Genomic DNA, 18,022 nt, shown 5'->3' with positions numbered 1-18,022 from the left:
CTTAAAGGTCGTTTGTTGAGTAACCTCGGGGGAGCTAAAACTACAGGCCTGATCAGCCGTGATTTTCCGGCTGCGCCCGTTCCGTTTTTTGCTTGAGGAGTCACCCATGGTTGCCGCATTGCTTGATCGTCTTGGTGTAAACCCGCCCCTGTACCAGAACGGCAAAGTGCCGGTGCATTCGCCTATCGATGGCAGCCGCATCGCCGCCGTGAACTGGGAAGGTGCCGCCGAAGTTGAGCAGCACATCAGTCGCGCAGATCATGCGTTCGAGCTGTGGCGCAAGGTTCCGGCGCCGCGCCGTGGCGAACTGGTGCGTCAACTGGGCGACATCCTGCGTGAATACAAGGCCGATCTCGGTGAGCTGGTGTCCTGGGAAGCCGGCAAGATCACCCAGGAAGGCCTGGGTGAAGTTCAGGAAATGATCGACATCTGCGACTTCGCCGTCGGCCTGTCCCGTCAGTTGTATGGTCTGACCATCGCTTCCGAGCGTCCTGGCCACCACATGCGCGAAACCTGGCACCCGCTGGGCGTCGTCGGCGTGATCAGTGCGTTCAACTTCCCGGTCGCGGTCTGGGCCTGGAACGCCACGCTGGCACTGGTCTGTGGCAACCCGGTGATCTGGAAGCCGTCGGAAAAGACGCCGCTGACCGCCCTGGCCTGCCAGGCACTGTTCGACCGCGTGCTGAAGAACTTCAGCGATGCTCCACCGCACCTGAGCCAGGTCATCATCGGTGGCCGCGATGCCGGCGAAGCCCTGGTCGACGACCCGCGTGTCGCGCTGGTCAGCGCCACCGGCAGCACCCGCATGGGCCGTGAAGTGGCGCCGAAAATCGCCGCGCGCTTCGCCCGCAGCATTCTGGAACTGGGTGGCAACAACGCCATGATCCTCGGCCCAAGCGCCGACCTGGACATGGCCGTTCGCGCCATCCTGTTCAGCGCCGTCGGCACTGCCGGTCAGCGTTGCACCACGTTGCGTCGTCTGATTGCCCACGAATCGGTCAAGGAAGAGATCGTCACCCGCCTGAAAGCCGCTTACTCCAAAGTGCGTATCGGCCATCCACTGGAAGGCAACCTGGTCGGCCCGCTGATCGACAAGCAAAGCTTCGAAAACATGCAGGACGCGCTGGAGCAGGCCCTGAGCGAAGGCGGCAAGGTATTCGGCGGCGAGCGTCAGCTCGAAGACAAATTCCCGAACGCTTACTACGTTTCGCCGGCCATCGTCGAAATGCCGGAGCAGAGCGACGTGGTCTGCCACGAAACCTTCGCGCCGATCCTGTATGTGGTCGGTTACAGCGATTTCAACGAAGCCCTGCGTTTGAACAACGCTGTACCGCAAGGCCTGTCTTCGTGCATCTTCACCACCGATGTGCGTGAAGCCGAACAGTTCATGTCGGCGGTGGGCAGCGATTGCGGTATTGCCAACGTCAACATCGGCCCGAGCGGCGCGGAAATCGGCGGCGCGTTTGGTGGCGAGAAAGAAACCGGCGGTGGTCGCGAGTCCGGCTCCGACGCATGGCGCGGCTACATGCGCCGTCAGACCAACACCGTGAACTACTCGCTGGAGTTGCCATTGGCTCAAGGCATCACGTTCGATTAAGCGTCAGTCATACAGTGATCCCCTGTGGGAGCGAGCCTGCTCGCGATAGCGGTGCGTCAGTCACGTAGTGGTCGACTGGCAGATAGCAATCGCGAGCGGGCTCGCTCCCACATTTGAACTTTGTGTTGGTTAGGTTTCTGTTGGAGTCTGGCAATGCCGTTACGCGAAGAGTGTCTTTGGGAAAAACTGACGCCGCAAAGGCCTGACAACGCGGCGCTCAAGGGAGAGGTGAAGGTCGATGTCTGCGTCATCGGCGCCGGTTTTACCGGTCTGTCGGCGGCCGTGCATTTGCTGGAGCAGGGTAAAACGGTTTGCGTGCTCGAAGCCCATCGCGCCGGACATGGCGGTTCCGGGCGCAACGTCGGGCTGGTCAATGCCGGCCTGTGGATTCCACCGGACGACATTGAAGCCGGGTTTGGCGAGGCGGTCGGCAGTCAGCTCAACCGCATGCTCGGTGCGGCTCCGGCCCTGGTGTTCAGCCTGGTCGACAAATACAACATCGATTGCCAGTTACGCCGTGAAGGCACGTTGCACATGGCGCACAACGCCCGCGGTGAAGCGGATCTGCGCAGTCGCGAAGAACAGTGGAAGCGCCGTGGCGCGCCGGTCGAGCTACTGACCGGGCAGGCTTGCGAACAAGCCACGGGTACCAAAAAAATCGCCGCCGCCTTGCTCGATCGGCGTGCCGGCACGGTCAATCCCATGGCCTACACCACGGGGCTGGCCAAAGCGGCCATCGGCCTCGGTGGTCAATTGTTCGATCATTCCCCGGTCACCCGACTCGAACGCCAGGGCCAGCGCTGGTCGGTGCAGACCGCCCAGGGTTCGGTACTGGCCGAGCAAGTGGTGATTGCCTCCAATGCATACACCGAGGGCGACTGGACGGAATTACGGCGCAATTTCTTCCCCGGTTATTACTACCAGGTGGCGTCGGTGCCGCTGACGGAAGAGGCCGCGCAACACATTCTTCCGGGTGGCCAGGGTTCCTGGGATACCCGCCAGGTGCTCAGCAGCATTCGCCGCGATAAAGACGGTCGTCTGTTGCTTGGCAGTCTGGGCAACGGCAATCAGAAACCGACCTGGTTCCTCAAGGCGTGGGCCGATCGCGTCCAGCAGCATTATTTCCCTTACCTCAAACCGGTGGAGTGGGAGTGCACCTGGACCGGTCGCATTGCGTTCACCCCCGATCATTTGATGCGTCTGTTCGAGCCGGCGCCCGGTTTAGTGGCAGTCACCGGTTACAACGGCCGGGGCGTGACCACGGGTACAGTCGTCGGTAAAGCCTTTGCCGATTATTTGTGTAACGGAAATCCTCAAGCGCTACCGATTCCCTTTGCACCCATGCAGCCATTGGCCGGGGTCGGGTTGCGCAGTTGTCTTTATGAGGCGGGCTTTTCGCTGTATCACGCGGGCCAGTGCCTGCGGATCGTCATTTGATGATTGAAATCGTGCTGGAGAGCGGCGCTTTTTCGCGCAGCGACTAGCCTGTAATGGTGCGGGTTGTAGCAGTACCGCACCAGCAGTGTGCAGTTCGGTGACGTGGGTTGTTACAGGCGGGTTGCACACCGTTTGGTGTAGTGGTTGCAATGATGGCACGGGAGGGTTGCGCCTCAATAAATAAAAGGTTTCACCTTCTCTGGTTTAGACGGTTGCACACCCAATGAAAATGGGATCGAAACAGTCAAAATAACAATAAAGCAGCGACTTTTTTCAGAATAAAAAACCGATGGCACGGCACTTGCTCTGAGCATTAACGAAGTCGCAGTGCCAACTAAAAAAACCTTGGAGCACCACCTCATGTCCCAGACGTTTTACAAGAAAGGCTTTCTGGCCCTCGCAGTGGCAACTGCGTTGGGTGTTTCTGCGTTTGCTCAGGCTGACATCAAGATCGGCGTAGCGGGTCCAATGACGGGCGCCAACGCGGCATTTGGCGAGCAGTACATGAAGGGTGCGCAGGCAGCTGCCGATGCGGTCAACGCAGCGGGCGGCGTAAACGGGGAAAAAATCGTACTGGTCAAGGGCGATGACGCCTGCGAACCGAAACAGGCTGTGACGGTCGCCAAGGACCTGACCAACCAGAAAGTCGCCGGCGTGGTCGGTCACTTCTGCTCCTCGTCGACCATCCCGGCCTCCGAGATCTACGACGAAGCGGGCATCATCGCGATCACTCCAGGCTCCACCAACCCACAGGTTACCGAACGCGGCCTGAGCGCCATGTTCCGTATGTGCGGTCGTGACGACCAGCAAGGCATCGTGGCCGGCGACTACATCGTCGACGTGCTCAAGGGCAAGAAGGTTGTCGTGCTGCACGACAAGGACACCTACGGCCAGGGTCTGGCAGATGCCACCAAGGCTCAACTGGTCAAGCGCGGCGTGACGCCAGTGCTGTACGAAGGCCTGACCCGTGGTGAGAAAGACTTCAGCACCATCGTGACCAAAATCCGCGGTGCCGGCGCCGATGTCGTCTACTTTGGCGGTCTGCACCCGGAAGCCGGTCCTCTGGTTCGTCAACTGCGTGAACAAGGCCTCAAAGACGTCAAGTTCATGTCCGACGACGGCATCGTGACCGACGAACTGGTGACCACCGCTGGCGGCCCGCAATTCGTCAACGGCGTGCTGATGACCTTCGGCGCCGACCCACGCCTGCTGCCAGACAGCAAGACCGTGGTAGACGAGTTCCGCAAAAAAGGCACCGAGCCAGAGGGCTACACCCTGTATGCCTACGCTTCGGTCCAGACCCTGGCTGCAGCCTTCAACGGCGCCAAGTCCAACAAGGGTGAGGACGCTGCCAAATGGCTGAAAGCACACCCGGTCAAGACCGTCATGGGCGAGAAGTCCTGGGATAGCAAGGGCGACCTGAAAGTCTCCGACTACGTGGTTTACGAGTGGGACAAGGACGGCAAATACCATCAACTGGAAAAACAGAAGTGATATGAACAGCTGATTTGCCCGACGCCCTGGGTGTCGGGCAATCCTGAAACATGTCCGTGCAGTACCTGTCTTTTCTCGTAGAGCTGCACACAACCGTGTTGCGCCGGCGGCTGAACCCCGGTCCGTCGCAACCGGCTTCTGTGCAGTCTCTCAAATGCGTGAGATTGCGTTATGGATGGTATTTTCCTGCAGCAACTGGTCAACGGCCTGACCCTCGGGTCGGTCTATGGCCTGATCGCCATCGGCTACACAATGGTCTATGGCATCATCGGCATGATCAACTTCGCCCACGGCGAGGTTTACATGATTTCCGCTTACCTCGCGGCAATCAGTCTGGCTCTGCTGGCATACTTCGGTATTGAATCCTTCCCTCTGCTGATGCTCGGCACTCTGATCTTCACCATCGTCGTCACGGCGGTGTATGGCTGGGTCATCGAGCGTGTCGCCTACAAACCCCTGCGTAACTCCACCCGACTGGCACCGCTGATCAGCGCCATCGGTATTTCGCTGATCCTGCAAAACTATGCACAGATCGCCCAAGGCGCGAAGCAACAAGGTGTACCGACCTTGCTGACGGGTGCCTGGCGCGTCGACATCGGCACCGGTTTCGTGCAGTTGACCTACACCAAGGTCTTCATTCTGGTCGCCGCGTTTGCCGGCATGGCCGTGCTGACCTACATCATCAAGTACACCAAGCTCGGCCGCATGTGCCGCGCAACACAGCAAGACCGCAAGATGGCCTCGATCCTCGGGATCAACACCGATCGGGTGATCTCCTATGTGTTCATCATCGGTGCAGCGATGGCGGCCCTGGCCGGTGTGCTGATCACCATGAACTACGGCACATTCGACTTCTATGCCGGCTTCATCATCGGCATCAAGGCGTTCACCGCCGCCGTGCTCGGCGGAATCGGTTCGCTGCCTGGCGCCATGCTCGGCGGGATCATTCTCGGGATTTCCGAGTCGCTGTTCTCCGGTCTGGTCAACTCGGACTACAAAGACGTTTTCAGCTTCTCGCTGCTGGTTCTCGTTCTGGTCTTTCGGCCTCAAGGCCTGCTCGGCCGTCCTCTTGTGTCGAAGGTGTAAGCGATGTCTTCAACCACTAAAAAATCCATTGATGTCAAAAAAAGTCTGGTTGACGCGATTCTTGCCGGTCTCATCGCCCTGATTGTGTTCGGACCGATCGTCGGCGTCGTGCTCGACGGCTACGGCTTCAACCTGGAAACGACCCGGGTGGCATGGATTGTCGCCATCGTCATGGCCGGTCGCTTTGTCTTGAGCCTGTTCCTGCAAACCCCGAAGGGCCTGAAAATCCTCGAAGGTTTTGAAACCACCGGCTCCGGGGTGCATGTACTGCCACCCGATTACAAATCCCGCCTGCGCTGGATCATCCCGCTGGTGATCGTCATCGCGGTGGTGTTTCCGTTCTTCTCCAACTCCTACCTGCTGGGCGTGGTTATCCTCGGCCTGATCTATGTGTTGCTGGGGCTGGGGCTGAACATCGTGGTCGGCCTGGCCGGCCTGCTCGACCTGGGTTATGTGGCGTTCTACGCCATCGGGGCCTACGGTCTGGCGCTCGGGTATCAGTACCTGGGACTGGGCTTCTGGACGGTGCTGCCTCTGGCGGCGATCACCGCCGGTCTGGCCGGTTGCATCCTCGGGTTCCCGGTGCTGCGTTTGCACGGTGACTACCTGGCGATCGTGACCCTGGGTTTCGGTGAAATCATCCGCTTGATCCTCAACAACTGGCTGTCCCTGACGGGGGGGCCGAACGGCATGCCGGCACCGTTGCCGACATTCTTCGGCCTCGAGTTCGGCAAGCGGGCGAAGGATGGCGGGGTGCCTTTCCACGAGTTCTTCGGTATCGCCTATAACCCGGACGTGAAGTACTACTTCATCTATGCGGTGTTGTTCCTGGTGGTGCTGGCTGTGCTCTACATCAAGCATCGTCTGGTCAAGATGCCGGTGGGTCGTGCCTGGGAAGCCCTGCGTGAAGATGAGATCGCCTGCCGCTCCATGGGGCTGAACCACGTACTGGTCAAGCTCTCGGCGTTTACCATCGGCGCTTCGACGGCCGGTCTGGCCGGCGTGTTCTTTGCCACCTACCAGGGCTTTGTGAACCCGACCTCGTTCACCTTCTTCGAATCGGCGCTGATCCTCGCCATCGTGGTGCTCGGCGGCATGGGTTCGACCATCGGTGTGGTGATGGCGGCCTTCGTGCTGACCGTGGCCCCGGAACTGCTGCGCGGCTTTGCGGAGTACCGCGTGCTGCTGTTCGGCATCCTGATGGTGTTGATGATGATCTGGCGACCGCGCGGCCTGATTCGGATCAGCCGTACCGGTGTGACCCCGCGTAAAGGAGTAGCGCCATGAGCGAAGTCGTACTCTCTGTAGAGAAGCTGATGATGCACTTCGGCGGCATCAAGGCGTTGAATGATGTCAGCCTGCAGGTCAAGCGCAACTCGATCTTCGCCCTGATCGGCCCCAACGGTGCCGGCAAGACCACCGTGTTCAACTGCCTGACCGGGTTCTACAAGGCCTCGGGCGGCAAGATCGAACTGAATGTGCGCGGCGAGAAAACCAACGTCATCAAGTTGCTCGGCGAATCGTTCAAGCCGACCGATTTCGTCTCGCCGAAATCCTTCGCCAGTCGCCTGTTCTACAAGGCGTTCGGCGGCACCCACCTGGTGAACCGTGCCGGCCTGGCGCGGACCTTCCAGAACATTCGTCTGTTCAAGGAAATGTCGGTGCTGGAAAACCTGCTGGTGGCCCAGCACATGTGGGTCAACCGCAACATGCTGGCCGGCATCCTCAACACCAAGGGCTATCGCAAGGCCGAAAGCGATGCGTTGGACCATGCGTTCTACTGGCTGGAAGTGGTGGACCTGGTGGACTGTGCCAACCGTCTGGCCGGTGAACTGTCCTACGGCCAGCAGCGTCGCCTGGAAATCGCCCGGGCCATGTGCACCCGTCCGCAGATCATCTGCCTCGACGAACCGGCCGCCGGCCTCAACCCTCAGGAAACCGAAGCGCTGAGCGCGATGATCCGGCTGCTGCGCGACGAGCACGATCTGACCGTGGTGCTGATCGAACACGACATGGGCATGGTAATGAGTATTTCCGATCACATCGTGGTGCTGGACCACGGCATCGTCATCGCCGAGGGTGGCCCTGACGATATCCGTAACGACCCGAAAGTGATTGCCGCCTACCTGGGCGCCGACGAAGAGGAGCTCGCATGACTAACGGTGCCATCCTCGAACTCAAGGAGCTGGACGTATTTTACGGGCCGATCCAGGCCCTGAAGAAAGTCTCGCTGCACATCAATGAAGGTGAAACCGTCAGCCTCATCGGCTCCAACGGCGCCGGCAAGTCGACCCTGCTGATGTCGATTTTCGGCCAGCCACGGGCGGCGAGCGGGCAGATTCTCTATCAAGGTGTGAACATTACCCAAAAGTCGTCGCACTACATTGCCTCCAACGGCATCGCGCAATCGCCGGAAGGGCGGCGGGTGTTCCCCGACATGACCGTCGAGGAAAACCTGCTGATGGGCACCATCCCGATCGGTGACAAGTACGCCAAGGAAGACATGCAGCGCATGTTCGAACTGTTCCCGCGGCTCGAAGAGCGGCGCAACCAGCGCGCCATGACCATGTCCGGCGGCGAGCAGCAAATGCTCGCCATCGCCCGTGCGCTCATGAGCCGCCCGAAACTGTTGCTGCTGGACGAGCCTAGCCTCGGGCTGGCGCCGATTGTGGTGAAACAGATCTTCGCCACCCTGCGGGAACTGGCCAAGACCGGCATGACCATCTTCCTGGTCGAGCAGAACGCCAACCACGCCCTCAGGCTTTCGGACCGGGCCTATGTGATGGTCAACGGCGAGATCCGCATGACCGGCACTGGCAAGGAGCTGCTGGTCAACGAGGATGTGCGTAACGCTTATCTCGGCGGGCATTGATTCCAGCCTGATGTAACCCAAGCCCCGGCGCGCAATCGCCGGGGCTTTTTTACACCTCCAATTCGCCACAATCCCTTGAAGGAGCGAGCCTGCTCGCGAAGGTCTTCAGGACTGCGCGTTTATTCAGAATATTCGCGTTTTCGTTGACGTCCATCGCGAGCAGGCTCGCTCCCACAGGGTTTTGTGGCGGCCTCGATGAAATTGTGGAAAACAAAATTCCCAAGCTCTGAAAGCGCGACATAAAGCCGCTGCAAATAACTGTTTTGTCACGGTTTTGACTTGTCCCCGTTTGCTGTGGAGCTGGCTGTGAATAACGTGGGAGTAGCTGGCTGAACGCCTTTGAATTCGAGGCCTGCAGGCGTGTGGTTGTTTTTTGATCAGGCGTTTTTGCGCAGCGATGAGACCGCTTTGTCAACCTTTTTATTGGCGTCGAAAACCGCTCGAAAAGGCGTGGACAAGCCTGTGGATAAGTCTGTGACTAAACTCTGGAAAGACCCGGATAAAGGCCGTGGTTACAGGCTTGGCGCCATCATCGACTTGACCGCCCGGTCGGGTTGTTTGCCCTTTGGTGCACAGCAGACCAATGAGGGTCAAGTAAAAAAATTTCAAAATCCGTCGCAAAGCCTTGTGGATAGCGGCTTTCAGCTTTTTCCACTTGCCCCCAAAGACTGTGGACCCACCTGTGGATAACATGCGCGCACCTGTCTGCAGGCCACGCTGGTCAAGGGGTTGCAAGGTTTGATCGTTTTTTGTACAGCTTGGGTGGTGGTTGCCGCTGTGGACAAGGCCGGGCATGCTGCCTGCTGATTTTCTATTCCAATGGCTGTCGATCAGCCGAAGCAAGGAGAACACGATGTCCAACACCCTGTTTATTACCGGCGCGACTTCCGGTTTTGGTGAAGCCTGTGCCCGTCGTTTTGCCGAGGCCGGCTGGAAACTGGTGCTGACCGGTCGTCGTGAAGAACGCCTCAACGCGCTGTGCGCCGAACTGTCGAAGCAGACAGAAGTTCATGGCCTGGTCCTCGATGTGCGTGACCGCAAGGCCATGGAAGAGGCTATTGCCAACCTGCCGCCGTCCTTCGCCAAGCTGCGCGGCCTGATCAACAACGCTGGCCTGGCCCTGGGCGTTGACCCGGCACCCAAGTGCGATCTGGATGATTGGGACACCATGGTTGACACCAACATCAAAGGCCTGATGTACAGCACCCGTCTGCTGCTGCCGCGCCTGATCGCCCACGGTCGTGGTGCCGGCATCGTCAACCTGGGTTCCATCGCCGGCAACTACCCGTACCCGGGCAGCCACGTGTATGGCGCGAGCAAGGCGTTCGTCAAACAGTTCTCCCTGAACCTGCGCTGCGATCTGCAAGGCACGGGCGTGCGGGTCAGCAACATCGAACCTGGCCTGTGCGAGAGCGAGTTCTCGCTGGTGCGTTTTGCCGGTGATCAGGAGCGTTACAACGCCACTTACGCCGGTGCCGATCCGATCCAGCCGCAAGACATTGCCGACACCATTTTCTGGGTCCTCAATGCGCCGGCCCATATCAACATCAACAGCCTGGAGCTGATGCCCGTGAGCCAGACCTGGGCCGGGTTTGCCATTGATCGCAGTGGTGGCAAGGCTTAAGACCGCATCGCGGCCAATCGCGAGCAGGCTCGCTCCCACAATGGATCTGCATGCACAGGACCTGGTGTGGGAGCGAGCCTGCTCGCGAAAGCGCTTGAACAGTCAGCGCAGATATTCAGCCAACCCGCGATAACAGGTCGCCAAGTGATAAGGCGTGGTCGACGGCATGTCCCGACGGCTCACTTGTCCCTGCTCGTCACGGCACTCGTACCAGCCTCGCGAGTGCAGCGAATGCTGTTGCAGCGCCTGCAACTGGCGCAGCACCGCGGGCTCGCTGTGCGGACGCAGGGTCAACGCGCGCAGGTATTCGGCCTGGGCCCAGATGCGCTGTGTGGCGTCCCGAGAGCCGCCGTCCGGTCCGAAGTCGAGCATGGCCCGCACCGCACCGGTCTGTTGATCGACCCCCAGTTGCTCGGTGAAGGCAAAGGCGCGCTCCAGGGACGCATGCAGTGTCGAGCCGCGTAGCAGCGGCGATGACTCCAGCAGGAAATACCATTCGAACTGGTGCCCCGGTTCAAACCAGTTATCCACAGACCCCAGCGGTTTTTCCATCAACACCCCATGTTGCGGGTCGATGAAGCGCTTCTGCATGGCTGTGCATAACTCGAGGAGTGCCCGTTGCACGGCGCGGTCTTCGCGGACTGCCAGGGTGGCGAGAAAGGCTTCCGCCAGGTGCATCAACGGGTTTTGCAGCGGCCCGCTGCCCAGGGACGACCAGTTGCGGTCGAGGCTGGCTTCGTAGAGGCCATCACCCGTGGCGAATCGCCGGGCGATCACTTCCAGCGCGGCGTTGAGCACCGACTCCACCAGCGGCTCGCGGACTTTGTCCCAGTAATGGGCGCAAGCGAAGAGGATGAAGGCGTGGGTGTAGAGGTCTTTGCGCTGATCCAGCGGCGCGCCGTGCGGGTCGATGCTGTAGAACCAGCCGCCATGCTCGGCGTCGTGAAAATGCCGCTGCAAAGAGCGGAACAGGGCTGCCGCGCGTTCTTCGGCGGCCGGCACCTGGCCGATCAGGCTGGCAAACAGGTACAGCTGTCGCGCACAGGCCATGGCCCGGTAGCGCTGAGGGGGCAGGGGCTGATGCTCGGCGTCCAGCGCCTCATAGGGCAGCGCCATGTCGGCATTCCAGCCGGGGCCTTGCCACAGGGGCACGATCACGTCCTTGAAGTGCTGTTGCACCGAGGAAAACAGGGCGGTCAGTTCAGGCTGGGAGGCGGAGCGGGAAACAGGCGGCATTGGCTGGCGTCGTCACGGCTGGGGCGATTGCGCGACATGTTAGCAGGCCTGAGCGGTGTGTTGTCTGTCAGGCCGCTTTCGCGAGCAGGCTCGCTCCCACAGGGGTAGGCATTTCATTGTGGGAACGAGCCAGCCCGCGAAGAGGTCATCACAGGCTATGGAGAATCAACCTGCCAGCAACCACGCCCCCGTCGCCGCCGAAGCCGCACCCGCCAGTCGAACCAACGGCGCTGCCGCCCGTGGCAGTACGCGCACCACGGCATAACCCGCCGCATGCAGCGCAGCTGTCGCCACTACAAAACCGGCGGCGTACGTCCAGGGGCTCGACATGTCCGGCAGTTCCAGGCCATGGGCCACGCCATGGAACAGCGCGAACAAGGCTGTTGCAGCCACCGCCATGCTCAACGGCGGACGCACCGCCAGCGCGACGGCCAGGCCCAGCGCCAGCACGGACGCGGCAATCCCGCTTTCCAGCGCCGGCAGGTTCAGCCCTTCAAAGCCCAGCAGCCCGCCCATCAGCAGGGTGCCGACGAAAGTGCACGGCAGCACCCAGCGCGCGGCGCCTTGTTGCTGCGCCGCCCAGAGGCCGACGGCCAGCATCGCCAGTAAGTGATCGAGGCCGCCGAGCGGGTGGCTGATGCCGGCGATCAAGCCGTTGTCGCCGTGCCCGGGGTGGGCGAAGGCGATGGCCGGGGTCAGCAGCAGTGCCAGGGTGCCGAGGATGCGTTTGAGTGTCATGGATAAGCTTCCTTGTTGATAAGTGATGATCAGGCTGCCGTCAGCAGGCCCTGGCGCTCAATGAAGGCGATGATCTCTTCCAGGCCCTGGCCGGTTTTCTGGTTGCTGAAAACGAAAGGCTTGCCGTTGCGCATGCGCGTGGTGTCGCTGTCCATCAAGGTCAGCGATGCCCCCACCAGCGGTGCGAGGTCGATTTTGTTGATCACCAGCAGGTCGGATTTGCAGATCCCCGGCCCGCCCTTGCGCGGCAGCTTGTCGCCGGCCGACACGTCGATCACGTAGATGGTCAGGTCCGACAGTTCCGGACTGAAGGTGGCCGACAGGTTGTCGCCGCCGGACTCCACCAGAATCAGGTCCAGGCCTGGAAAGCGCCGGTTGAGTTGATCCACGGCCTCAAGGTTGATCGAGGCATCTTCGCGAATCGCCGTGTGCGGGCAGCCGCCGGTTTCCACGCCAATGATGCGTTCCGGCGCGAGCGCTTCATTGCGCACCAGAAAGTCGGCGTCTTCGCGGGTGTAGATGTCGTTGGTGACCACCGCCAGGTTGTAGCGGTCGCGAAGGGCCAGGCACAGGGCCAGGGTCAAGGCGGTTTTGCCGGAACCGACCGGGCCGCCGATGCCGACGCGCAGAGGTTGTGTGTTCATGTGACTCTCCAGAATAAAAGGTCCTAGGAACGGAACAGACGGCTGTACTGGCGCTCGTGGGCCATGCACGCCAGGGACAGGCCGAAAGCGGCGCTGCCATAGTGTTCGGGGTTGATTCGCGTAGCGTCCTGCTGGGCTTGCTGCAACAGCGGCAGCAATTCGCTGGTCAGGCGCTGAGCGGCTTGCTGGCCCAGCGGCAGGGTTTTCATCAGTACCGCCAGTTGGTTTTCCAGCCAGCTCCAGAGCCAGGCGGCCAGCGCGTCCTGCGGACTGATCTGCCAGGCCCGAGCGGCCAGCGCCCAGCCCAGGGCCAGGTGCGGTTCGGCGCGTTGTTCGAGGAAGGTGCGGGCCGGTGCATCGAGTTCGGGCAAGCCATTGAGCAGTTGTTGCAGGGAGTAGCCCATTTGCCGGCTCTCCTGATGCAGCTCGCGGGTTTCCCGACTGGCCCGGTGTTCTTCGCAGCGTCGCAGCAGTTCGCTCCAGTTGTCCTCGGCCGCCGCCATGCAATGGGCCAGTAACAGCGGGGCCTCGAAGCGGGCCAGGTTCAACAGCAACTGATCGCTGATCCAGCGCCGAGCGCTGGCAGGGTCATGAACGCGACCGTTCTCCACGGCCATTTCCAGGCCTTGGGAATAGCTGTAGCCGCCAATCGGCAATTGCGGACTGGCCAGACGCAGCAGCGCCCAGGCCGGGTTCATGGGCGCACGCCGAACTGGTGCAGTTTGGGCGGGTAGTTGAAGTCTTCATCGCCGTGGCGCGAATGGTGATGGCCTCCGCCGTAAGCCCCGTGTTCCGGCTGGAACGGCGCTTCGATGTGCTCGGTGGTGGCGCCGAGTTGTTCGAGCATGGCCTTGAGCACATAGTCATCGAGCAGGCGCAACCAGCCGTCGCCGACCTGCAAGGCGACGTGACGGTTGCCCAGGTGATAGGCGGCGCGGGTCAGTTCGAAGGCATTGGCGCAGGTGACGTGCAGCAGTTGTTCGGGGCGGGCGCAAACGCGGACGATGCGCCCGTCTTCGGCCTGCAGGCATTCGCCGTCATAAAGAGGCGACTGACCGCGTTCCAAAAACAAACCGACATCTTCGCCCTCGGCACTGAAACAGCGCAGCCGGCTTTTGCTCCGGGCTTCGAAGGTCAGGTGCAACTCGGCGGCCCAGACGGGTTGAGGGTCGATTCTGCGGTGAATCACCAGCATCGGAAAGCTTCCAGCAATGGACAATGCTCAGGCTAGAGCAAGGGGCTTGCCAATCGACGCCAATTGTAGGAAATGCCTGTGGGAAAGGTAGGGCGAGGTCAGTCTTGGTGCAGGTTTTGGCTGATTTTGGTGCGTTGTTTTTTTAAGCGCACCGATTTAATGCGCGACGATTTGCTGAGGGAGCGGACCTGCTCGACAGGCTTATTCGGTGCTGCCGAGCCCTTGCCAGTGCTTCAAGCCAATAAAGATGAACCGCAGTTGCTGGGTAATCTTGGCCTGAGGGGTCAGGTGTGCAGGCAGCGCCTCGAGAGGCGGGTCGATGATGTCTGGCAACGTGGCGAACACGCTTTTGACGATCAGGTCCGCCATAACGCTCAGGCCGGCGATGTCCAGGTGTTGCAGCTTCGGCATCAACGACAGATCGGCGGCCAGGTCCGAGCTGATGTCCTCGCGAAGGCGGCCGATGGCCTGGCGCACCGGCAGCGAGCCGCCGTACTGCTCGCGGGCGAGAAACAGAAATTGCGAGTGGTTGGCACTGACGACATCGAGAAAGATCCGCACCGAGGCGTCGATGATGCCGCCCATGACAAACTCGTTGTGCCGCACCAGGCGGATGGTTTCACGGAAGGTCTGACCGACTTCGCTGACCAGCACCAGACCCAGTTCGTCCATGTCGGCGAAGTGCCGGTAAAAACCCGTGGGGACAATTCCGGCGGTTTTCGCCACTTCGCGCAGGCTCAAACTGCCGAATCCTCGGCCGCCTTCCATCAAATGGCGAGCAGCGTCCATGAGGGCAATGCGGGTTTGTTGCTTCTGTTCGGCGCGGGGCAGCATCGCAAGGGCGTTTTCTGGAGAAGGAGAGCGGCGCACTCTAGCAAATAGGCTTTGCTGGCGTCGAACGACGAGAGGAGATCAACTGCACGGAGGCGATTTCGATCAGGTGAATCGCCAGAAAATCAAAAGCCCAATCGAGTGATTGGGCTTTTTTCATGGCCGCCATGGGCTTAGCTCATAGCGCTGTTGCGTTCGATCACACGATCACCACCACCTTCGGCCAGGGTTTGACCAGGGGTGCGGTCAGAACCGTCAGCAGCCAGGGTTTGGCCTGGGGTACGGTCAGAACCATCGGCAGCCAGGGTTTGGCCTGGGGTACGGTCGGAACCGTCGGCAGCCACAGTTTGGCCCTGAGGGGTCTTGTCGTATCCATCTTCGGTGATCAGACCTTTTTCTTTCAGGCGATCGTTACCGCCTTCGGCCAGGGTTTGACCAGGAGTGCGGTCGGAACCGTCAGCGGCGAGGGTGTGGCTGAACACCGAGTGGCTGTCTTTCACTTGTGGAGTGGCTTGGTCGGCGGCCGGCAGTGCGAATGCAGTGCTGGCCAACATAGAGAGTGTCAGGCTAAGCAGAAGTTGGCGTTTCATGTTCGGGTGCTCCGTAGGAGGGCGATAAATTGGGTACGAGGGCAATGCTACTCTCGATAAGTCGATATAAAAGTTCATAAACGCAATGGTAATAATCAACGGAATTGATTGTTCTCTACGGCCCTTGTAAATCGGGCCTTTGCGGTGCACCGAGGTGGGTATTTTCGACTCACTGGCGCCACGCAAAAGTGCGGGGGAGGTAACGCAGGGGGGCGCAAGAGCGCTGCGTTCGGTGGGGCGATTGCGGCAAAATCGGCTTTTCGATTAAACCTGCGGGCGGTTTTTCAGTCGTAGATTCCATAGCGGGCCGGTTCTGGCCCCGCGTTTCTCATGTGCGTCGCGGTCGGGGCGCTCAGTCGTATCAGGAGCCCTGTGCAATGACGCGCACTCGTAAAATTCTCGCCTGGAGCATCGTCAGCCTGGTTGTTCTGCTGTCGGCCCTGGTTCTGATCATCGTGTTCTTCGATTGGAACCGGATCAAACCACCCCTCAATGCCAAAGTCTCTGAAGAACTGCACCGTCCGTTCGCCATCAACGGCAACCTGGCGGTGGTCTGGCGGCGTGAACTCGATGAGGGCGGCTGGCGGGCGTGGGTGCCCTGGCCGCATGTGGTGGCCGAGGACCTGAGCCTGGGCAACCCGGACTGGTCGAAAACGCCGCAGATGGCCAGTCTCAAGCGTGTTGAACTGCGCATCTCGCCCCTGGCCCTGCTGGCGCAGCGCGTGGTGATCCCGCGCATTGATCTCACTGAGCCCAGTGCCGAGTTGCAACGCCTGGCTGACGGTCGCGCCAACTGGACCTTCAAGTTCGACCCCAAGGACCCGAATGCCCAACCGTCTCCGTGGGTGGTGGATATCGGCGCGATCGGCTTCGACAAGGGGCACGTCACCCTGGATGACCAGAGCCTGAAGACCCAACTCGACCTGCTGATCGACCCGCTGGGCAAACCGATTCCATTCAGCGAGATCGTTGGCGACAAAGCCGCGAAAACCGCGCAAGAAAAGGGCGGCGCCCCCCAGGACTACGCCTTCGCCTTGAAGGTCAAAGGCCAATACCACGGGCAGAAACTCGCGGGTCAGGGCAAGATCGGCGGCTTGCTGGCCTTGCAGGATGCCGCCAGACCGTTTCCGCTGCAGGCACAGGCAACGATTGCCGACACCAGCATCGAACTGGCCGGCACCCTGACCGATCCGCTGAATCTTGGCGCCCTGGATCTGCGTCTGAAACTGGCCGGCACCAGTCTGGGCAATCTCTACCCGCTGACCGGCGTGACCCTGCCGGACACACCGCCTTACGCCACCGACGGTCACTTGATCGCCAAGCTGCACGAGCCGACTGGCGCGGTGTTCCGCTATGAGGACTTCAACGGCAAGATCGGCGCCAGCGACATCCACGGCAGTCTGGCTTACGTCGCCAGCCAGCCTCGACCGAAACTCAGCGGCTCGCTGCTTTCCAATCAACTGCTGTTTGCCGACCTCGCCCCATTGATCGGCGCCGACTCCAACGCCAAGCAAAAGGCCCGGGGTGGTGAGAGCAAGCAACCGGCAGACAAAGTGTTGCCGGTCGAAGCATTCAAGACCGAGCGCTGGCGCGATATGGACGCGGATGTCGAATTCACCGGCAAGCGCATCGTCCACAGCGAAAAACTGCCGTTCAACGATCTTTATACGCACCTGGTGCTCACCGATGGCGTCCTCAGCCTCGAGCCGCTGCGATTCGGCGTGGCGGGCGGCAAACTGGATGCGCAGATTCGCCTGAACGGTCAGACCGAGCCGCTGGAAGGCAAGGCCAAACTCACGGCCCGGGGGTTCAAGCTCAAACAGTTGTTCCCGACCTTCGAACCGATGAAAACCAGTTTCGGTGAACTCAATGGTGATGCCGACATCACCGGTCGCGGCAACTCGGTGGCCAAGTTGCTGGGCAGCGCCAACGGCAATCTGAAGATGCTGATCAATGACGGTGCCATCAGTCGCGAATTGATGGAGCTGGCCGGGTTGAACGTCGGTAATTACGTGGTCGGTCGGATCTTTGGCGACAAGGAGGTGAAGATCAACTGCGCGGCCGCCGACTTCGACATCAAGACCGGCTTGGCCACCACGCGGCTGTTCGTATTCGATACCGAGAACGCGATCATCTACATCGATGGCACGGCGAACATGGCAACCGAGCAACTGGACCTGACCATCACCCCGGAATCCAAGGGCTGGCGCTTGATTTCGTTGCGTTCGCCGCTGTACGTGCGGGGCAAGTTCATCAAGCCTGATGCCGGGGTGAAAGCCGTGCCGTTGATGTTGCGCGGTGCCGGGATGGTCGCATTGGGCGTGATCGCCGCGCCGGCGGCGGGCTTGCTGGCGCTGGTGGCGCCGAGTGGGGGCGAGCCGAATCAGTGTGCGCCGCTGCTGGAGCAGATGAAGTCGGGCAAGGCGCCAAAGGTGGTAAGAGGGACGAACTAGTGTTCGCCTCGTGAACTTGTTTTAGATATTAACAGTGTTGTGAATATTGCATTGTTGGTGGGTGCTTGTTTGGTTTTTAGAGTTTTTGTTTGTGAAAGCCAACTTTGATGATTTGGAAATAAGCTGTCATGCACCCGTTGTAGAAGTTATGGAAGATGGTTGCTAAGTTGGCGTTGTCAGTCAGGTGGCTGATTGAGAGCTTAATAACTGTTTATAAGATATGGA

The 18,022-nt window shown here is 60.4% G+C and carries 18 protein-coding genes; 10 read left to right on the top strand and 8 right to left on the bottom strand.

Annotated elements, in window-relative coordinates:
- Positions 1-106: 106 nt before the first annotated feature.
- From amaB to ACX3YF_RS04560, 9 genes are all read left to right on the top strand, one after another.
- The gene (amaB, locus tag ACX3YF_RS04600; RefSeq protein ID WP_458973466.1) at positions 107-1,597 is read left to right on the top strand and encodes an L-piperidine-6-carboxylate dehydrogenase; all 1,491 of its coding nucleotides are present in this window, start codon (positions 107-109) and stop codon (positions 1,595-1,597) included.
- A gap of 153 nt (positions 1,598-1,750) precedes the next feature.
- Positions 1,751-3,034, top strand: a complete 1,284-nt coding sequence (amaA, locus tag ACX3YF_RS04595) for an L-pipecolate oxidase (protein ID WP_198131923.1) — start codon at positions 1,751-1,753, stop codon at positions 3,032-3,034.
- Positions 3,035-3,394: 360 nt separating this feature from the next.
- A complete protein-coding gene (locus tag ACX3YF_RS04590) occupies positions 3,395-4,528 on the top strand; it encodes an ABC transporter substrate-binding protein (protein ID WP_130204893.1) in 1,134 nt (377 codons plus the stop codon).
- Positions 4,529-4,699: 171 nt separating this feature from the next.
- The gene (locus ACX3YF_RS04585) at positions 4,700-5,614 is read left to right on the top strand and encodes an ABC transporter permease subunit (RefSeq protein ID WP_047536821.1); all 915 of its coding nucleotides are present in this window, start codon (positions 4,700-4,702) and stop codon (positions 5,612-5,614) included.
- A gap of 3 nt (positions 5,615-5,617) precedes the next feature.
- On the top strand, positions 5,618-6,901 hold the full coding sequence (gene livM, locus ACX3YF_RS04580) for a high-affinity branched-chain amino acid ABC transporter permease LivM (RefSeq protein WP_047536823.1): 1,284 nt from the start codon (positions 5,618-5,620) through the stop codon (positions 6,899-6,901).
- Complete coding sequence (locus ACX3YF_RS04575; RefSeq protein WP_130204889.1) at positions 6,898-7,770, top strand: ABC transporter ATP-binding protein; 873 nt, start codon at positions 6,898-6,900, stop codon at positions 7,768-7,770. Before livM ends, ACX3YF_RS04575 begins: the two co-directional genes overlap by 4 nt.
- A complete protein-coding gene (locus ACX3YF_RS04570; RefSeq protein ID WP_103403304.1) occupies positions 7,767-8,486 on the top strand; it encodes an ABC transporter ATP-binding protein in 720 nt (239 codons plus the stop codon). Before ACX3YF_RS04575 ends, ACX3YF_RS04570 begins: the two co-directional genes overlap by 4 nt.
- Positions 8,487-8,846: 360 nt before the next feature.
- Positions 8,847-9,176 (top strand): hypothetical protein, encoded by a 330-nt coding sequence (locus ACX3YF_RS04565; RefSeq protein ID WP_223272664.1) that lies wholly within the window; start codon positions 8,847-8,849, stop codon positions 9,174-9,176.
- 163 nt (positions 9,177-9,339) lie between these two features.
- Positions 9,340-10,110: an SDR family oxidoreductase gene (locus tag ACX3YF_RS04560; RefSeq protein ID WP_090328573.1), complete on the top strand. Its 771-nt coding sequence runs from the start codon at positions 9,340-9,342 to the stop codon at positions 10,108-10,110.
- A gap of 102 nt (positions 10,111-10,212) precedes the next feature.
- Here ACX3YF_RS04560 and ACX3YF_RS04555 read toward each other — a convergent pair whose 3' ends face one another.
- The 8 genes from ACX3YF_RS04555 to ACX3YF_RS04520 all read right to left on the bottom strand — a co-directional run bounded on the left by ACX3YF_RS04555 (position 10,213) and on the right by ACX3YF_RS04520 (position 15,344).
- Complete coding sequence (locus ACX3YF_RS04555) at positions 10,213-11,346, bottom strand: AGE family epimerase/isomerase (protein WP_458973465.1); 1,134 nt, start codon at positions 11,344-11,346, stop codon at positions 10,213-10,215.
- A 165-nt stretch (positions 11,347-11,511) separates the two neighbouring features.
- The gene (locus ACX3YF_RS04550) at positions 11,512-12,084 is read right to left on the bottom strand and encodes a HupE/UreJ family protein (protein WP_130206306.1); all 573 of its coding nucleotides are present in this window, start codon (positions 12,082-12,084) and stop codon (positions 11,512-11,514) included.
- A gap of 29 nt (positions 12,085-12,113) precedes the next feature.
- Positions 12,114-12,728, bottom strand: a complete 615-nt coding sequence (gene ureG / locus ACX3YF_RS04545) for an urease accessory protein UreG (RefSeq protein WP_047536839.1) — start codon at positions 12,726-12,728, stop codon at positions 12,114-12,116.
- A 23-nt stretch (positions 12,729-12,751) separates the two neighbouring features.
- Complete coding sequence (locus ACX3YF_RS04540; RefSeq protein ID WP_458973464.1) at positions 12,752-13,426, bottom strand: urease accessory protein UreF; 675 nt, start codon at positions 13,424-13,426, stop codon at positions 12,752-12,754.
- Positions 13,423-13,923 (bottom strand): urease accessory protein UreE, encoded by a 501-nt coding sequence (gene ureE, locus ACX3YF_RS04535; protein WP_047536845.1) that lies wholly within the window; start codon positions 13,921-13,923, stop codon positions 13,423-13,425. The genes ACX3YF_RS04540 and ureE overlap by 4 nt, the downstream gene beginning before the upstream one ends.
- A gap of 201 nt (positions 13,924-14,124) precedes the next feature.
- Complete coding sequence (locus ACX3YF_RS04530) at positions 14,125-14,757, bottom strand: TetR family transcriptional regulator (RefSeq protein WP_130206312.1); 633 nt, start codon at positions 14,755-14,757, stop codon at positions 14,125-14,127.
- Positions 14,758-14,794: 37 nt separating this feature from the next.
- The gene (locus ACX3YF_RS04525; protein WP_256590140.1) at positions 14,795-14,923 is read right to left on the bottom strand and encodes a hypothetical protein; all 129 of its coding nucleotides are present in this window, start codon (positions 14,921-14,923) and stop codon (positions 14,795-14,797) included.
- 4 nt (positions 14,924-14,927) lie between these two features.
- On the bottom strand, positions 14,928-15,344 hold the full coding sequence (locus ACX3YF_RS04520) for a hypothetical protein (protein ID WP_130206314.1): 417 nt from the start codon (positions 15,342-15,344) through the stop codon (positions 14,928-14,930).
- A gap of 377 nt (positions 15,345-15,721) precedes the next feature.
- Here ACX3YF_RS04520 and ACX3YF_RS04515 point away from each other — a divergent pair, with 377 nt between their 5' ends.
- Entirely contained in the window at positions 15,722-17,797 is a 2,076-nt protein-coding gene (locus ACX3YF_RS04515; protein ID WP_458973463.1) for an AsmA family protein, read from the top strand.
- Positions 17,798-18,022: the final 225 nt, after the last annotated feature.

The sequence above is a fragment of the Pseudomonas fluorescens group sp. PF-69 genome, from assembly GCF_054481235.1.
This window is presented reverse-complemented; position numbering and strand designations above follow the sequence as displayed.

What these genes read in the sequence shown, in the direction of transcription:
- ACX3YF_RS04550 (WP_130206306.1), bottom strand. Translation starts at nt 12,084, where the DNA reads ATGACACTCAAACGCATCCTCGGCACCCTGGCACTGCTGCTGACCCCG.
- ACX3YF_RS04585 (WP_047536821.1), top strand. Translation starts at nt 4,700, where the DNA reads ATGGATGGTATTTTCCTGCAGCAACTGGTCAACGGCCTGACCCTCGGG.
- ACX3YF_RS04520 (WP_130206314.1), bottom strand. Translation starts at nt 15,344, where the DNA reads ATGAAACGCCAACTTCTGCTTAGCCTGACACTCTCTATGTTGGCCAGC.
- ACX3YF_RS04515 (WP_458973463.1), top strand. Translation starts at nt 15,722, where the DNA reads ATGACGCGCACTCGTAAAATTCTCGCCTGGAGCATCGTCAGCCTGGTT.
- livM (WP_047536823.1), top strand. Translation starts at nt 5,618, where the DNA reads ATGTCTTCAACCACTAAAAAATCCATTGATGTCAAAAAAAGTCTGGTT.
- ACX3YF_RS04555 (WP_458973465.1), bottom strand. Translation starts at nt 11,346, where the DNA reads ATGCCGCCTGTTTCCCGCTCCGCCTCCCAGCCTGAACTGACCGCCCTG.
- ACX3YF_RS04525 (WP_256590140.1), bottom strand. Translation starts at nt 14,923, where the DNA reads ATGGCGGCCATGAAAAAAGCCCAATCACTCGATTGGGCTTTTGATTTT.
- ACX3YF_RS04540 (WP_458973464.1), bottom strand. Translation starts at nt 13,426, where the DNA reads ATGAACCCGGCCTGGGCGCTGCTGCGTCTGGCCAGTCCGCAATTGCCG.
- ureE (WP_047536845.1), bottom strand. Translation starts at nt 13,923, where the DNA reads ATGCTGGTGATTCACCGCAGAATCGACCCTCAACCCGTCTGGGCCGCC.
- amaB (WP_458973466.1), top strand. Translation starts at nt 107, where the DNA reads ATGGTTGCCGCATTGCTTGATCGTCTTGGTGTAAACCCGCCCCTGTAC.
- ACX3YF_RS04590 (WP_130204893.1), top strand. Translation starts at nt 3,395, where the DNA reads ATGTCCCAGACGTTTTACAAGAAAGGCTTTCTGGCCCTCGCAGTGGCA.
- ACX3YF_RS04570 (WP_103403304.1), top strand. Translation starts at nt 7,767, where the DNA reads ATGACTAACGGTGCCATCCTCGAACTCAAGGAGCTGGACGTATTTTAC.
- ACX3YF_RS04575 (WP_130204889.1), top strand. Translation starts at nt 6,898, where the DNA reads ATGAGCGAAGTCGTACTCTCTGTAGAGAAGCTGATGATGCACTTCGGC.
- ACX3YF_RS04530 (WP_130206312.1), bottom strand. Translation starts at nt 14,757, where the DNA reads ATGCTGCCCCGCGCCGAACAGAAGCAACAAACCCGCATTGCCCTCATG.
- ureG (WP_047536839.1), bottom strand. Translation starts at nt 12,728, where the DNA reads ATGAACACACAACCTCTGCGCGTCGGCATCGGCGGCCCGGTCGGTTCC.
- amaA (WP_198131923.1), top strand. Translation starts at nt 1,751, where the DNA reads ATGCCGTTACGCGAAGAGTGTCTTTGGGAAAAACTGACGCCGCAAAGG.
- ACX3YF_RS04560 (WP_090328573.1), top strand. Translation starts at nt 9,340, where the DNA reads ATGTCCAACACCCTGTTTATTACCGGCGCGACTTCCGGTTTTGGTGAA.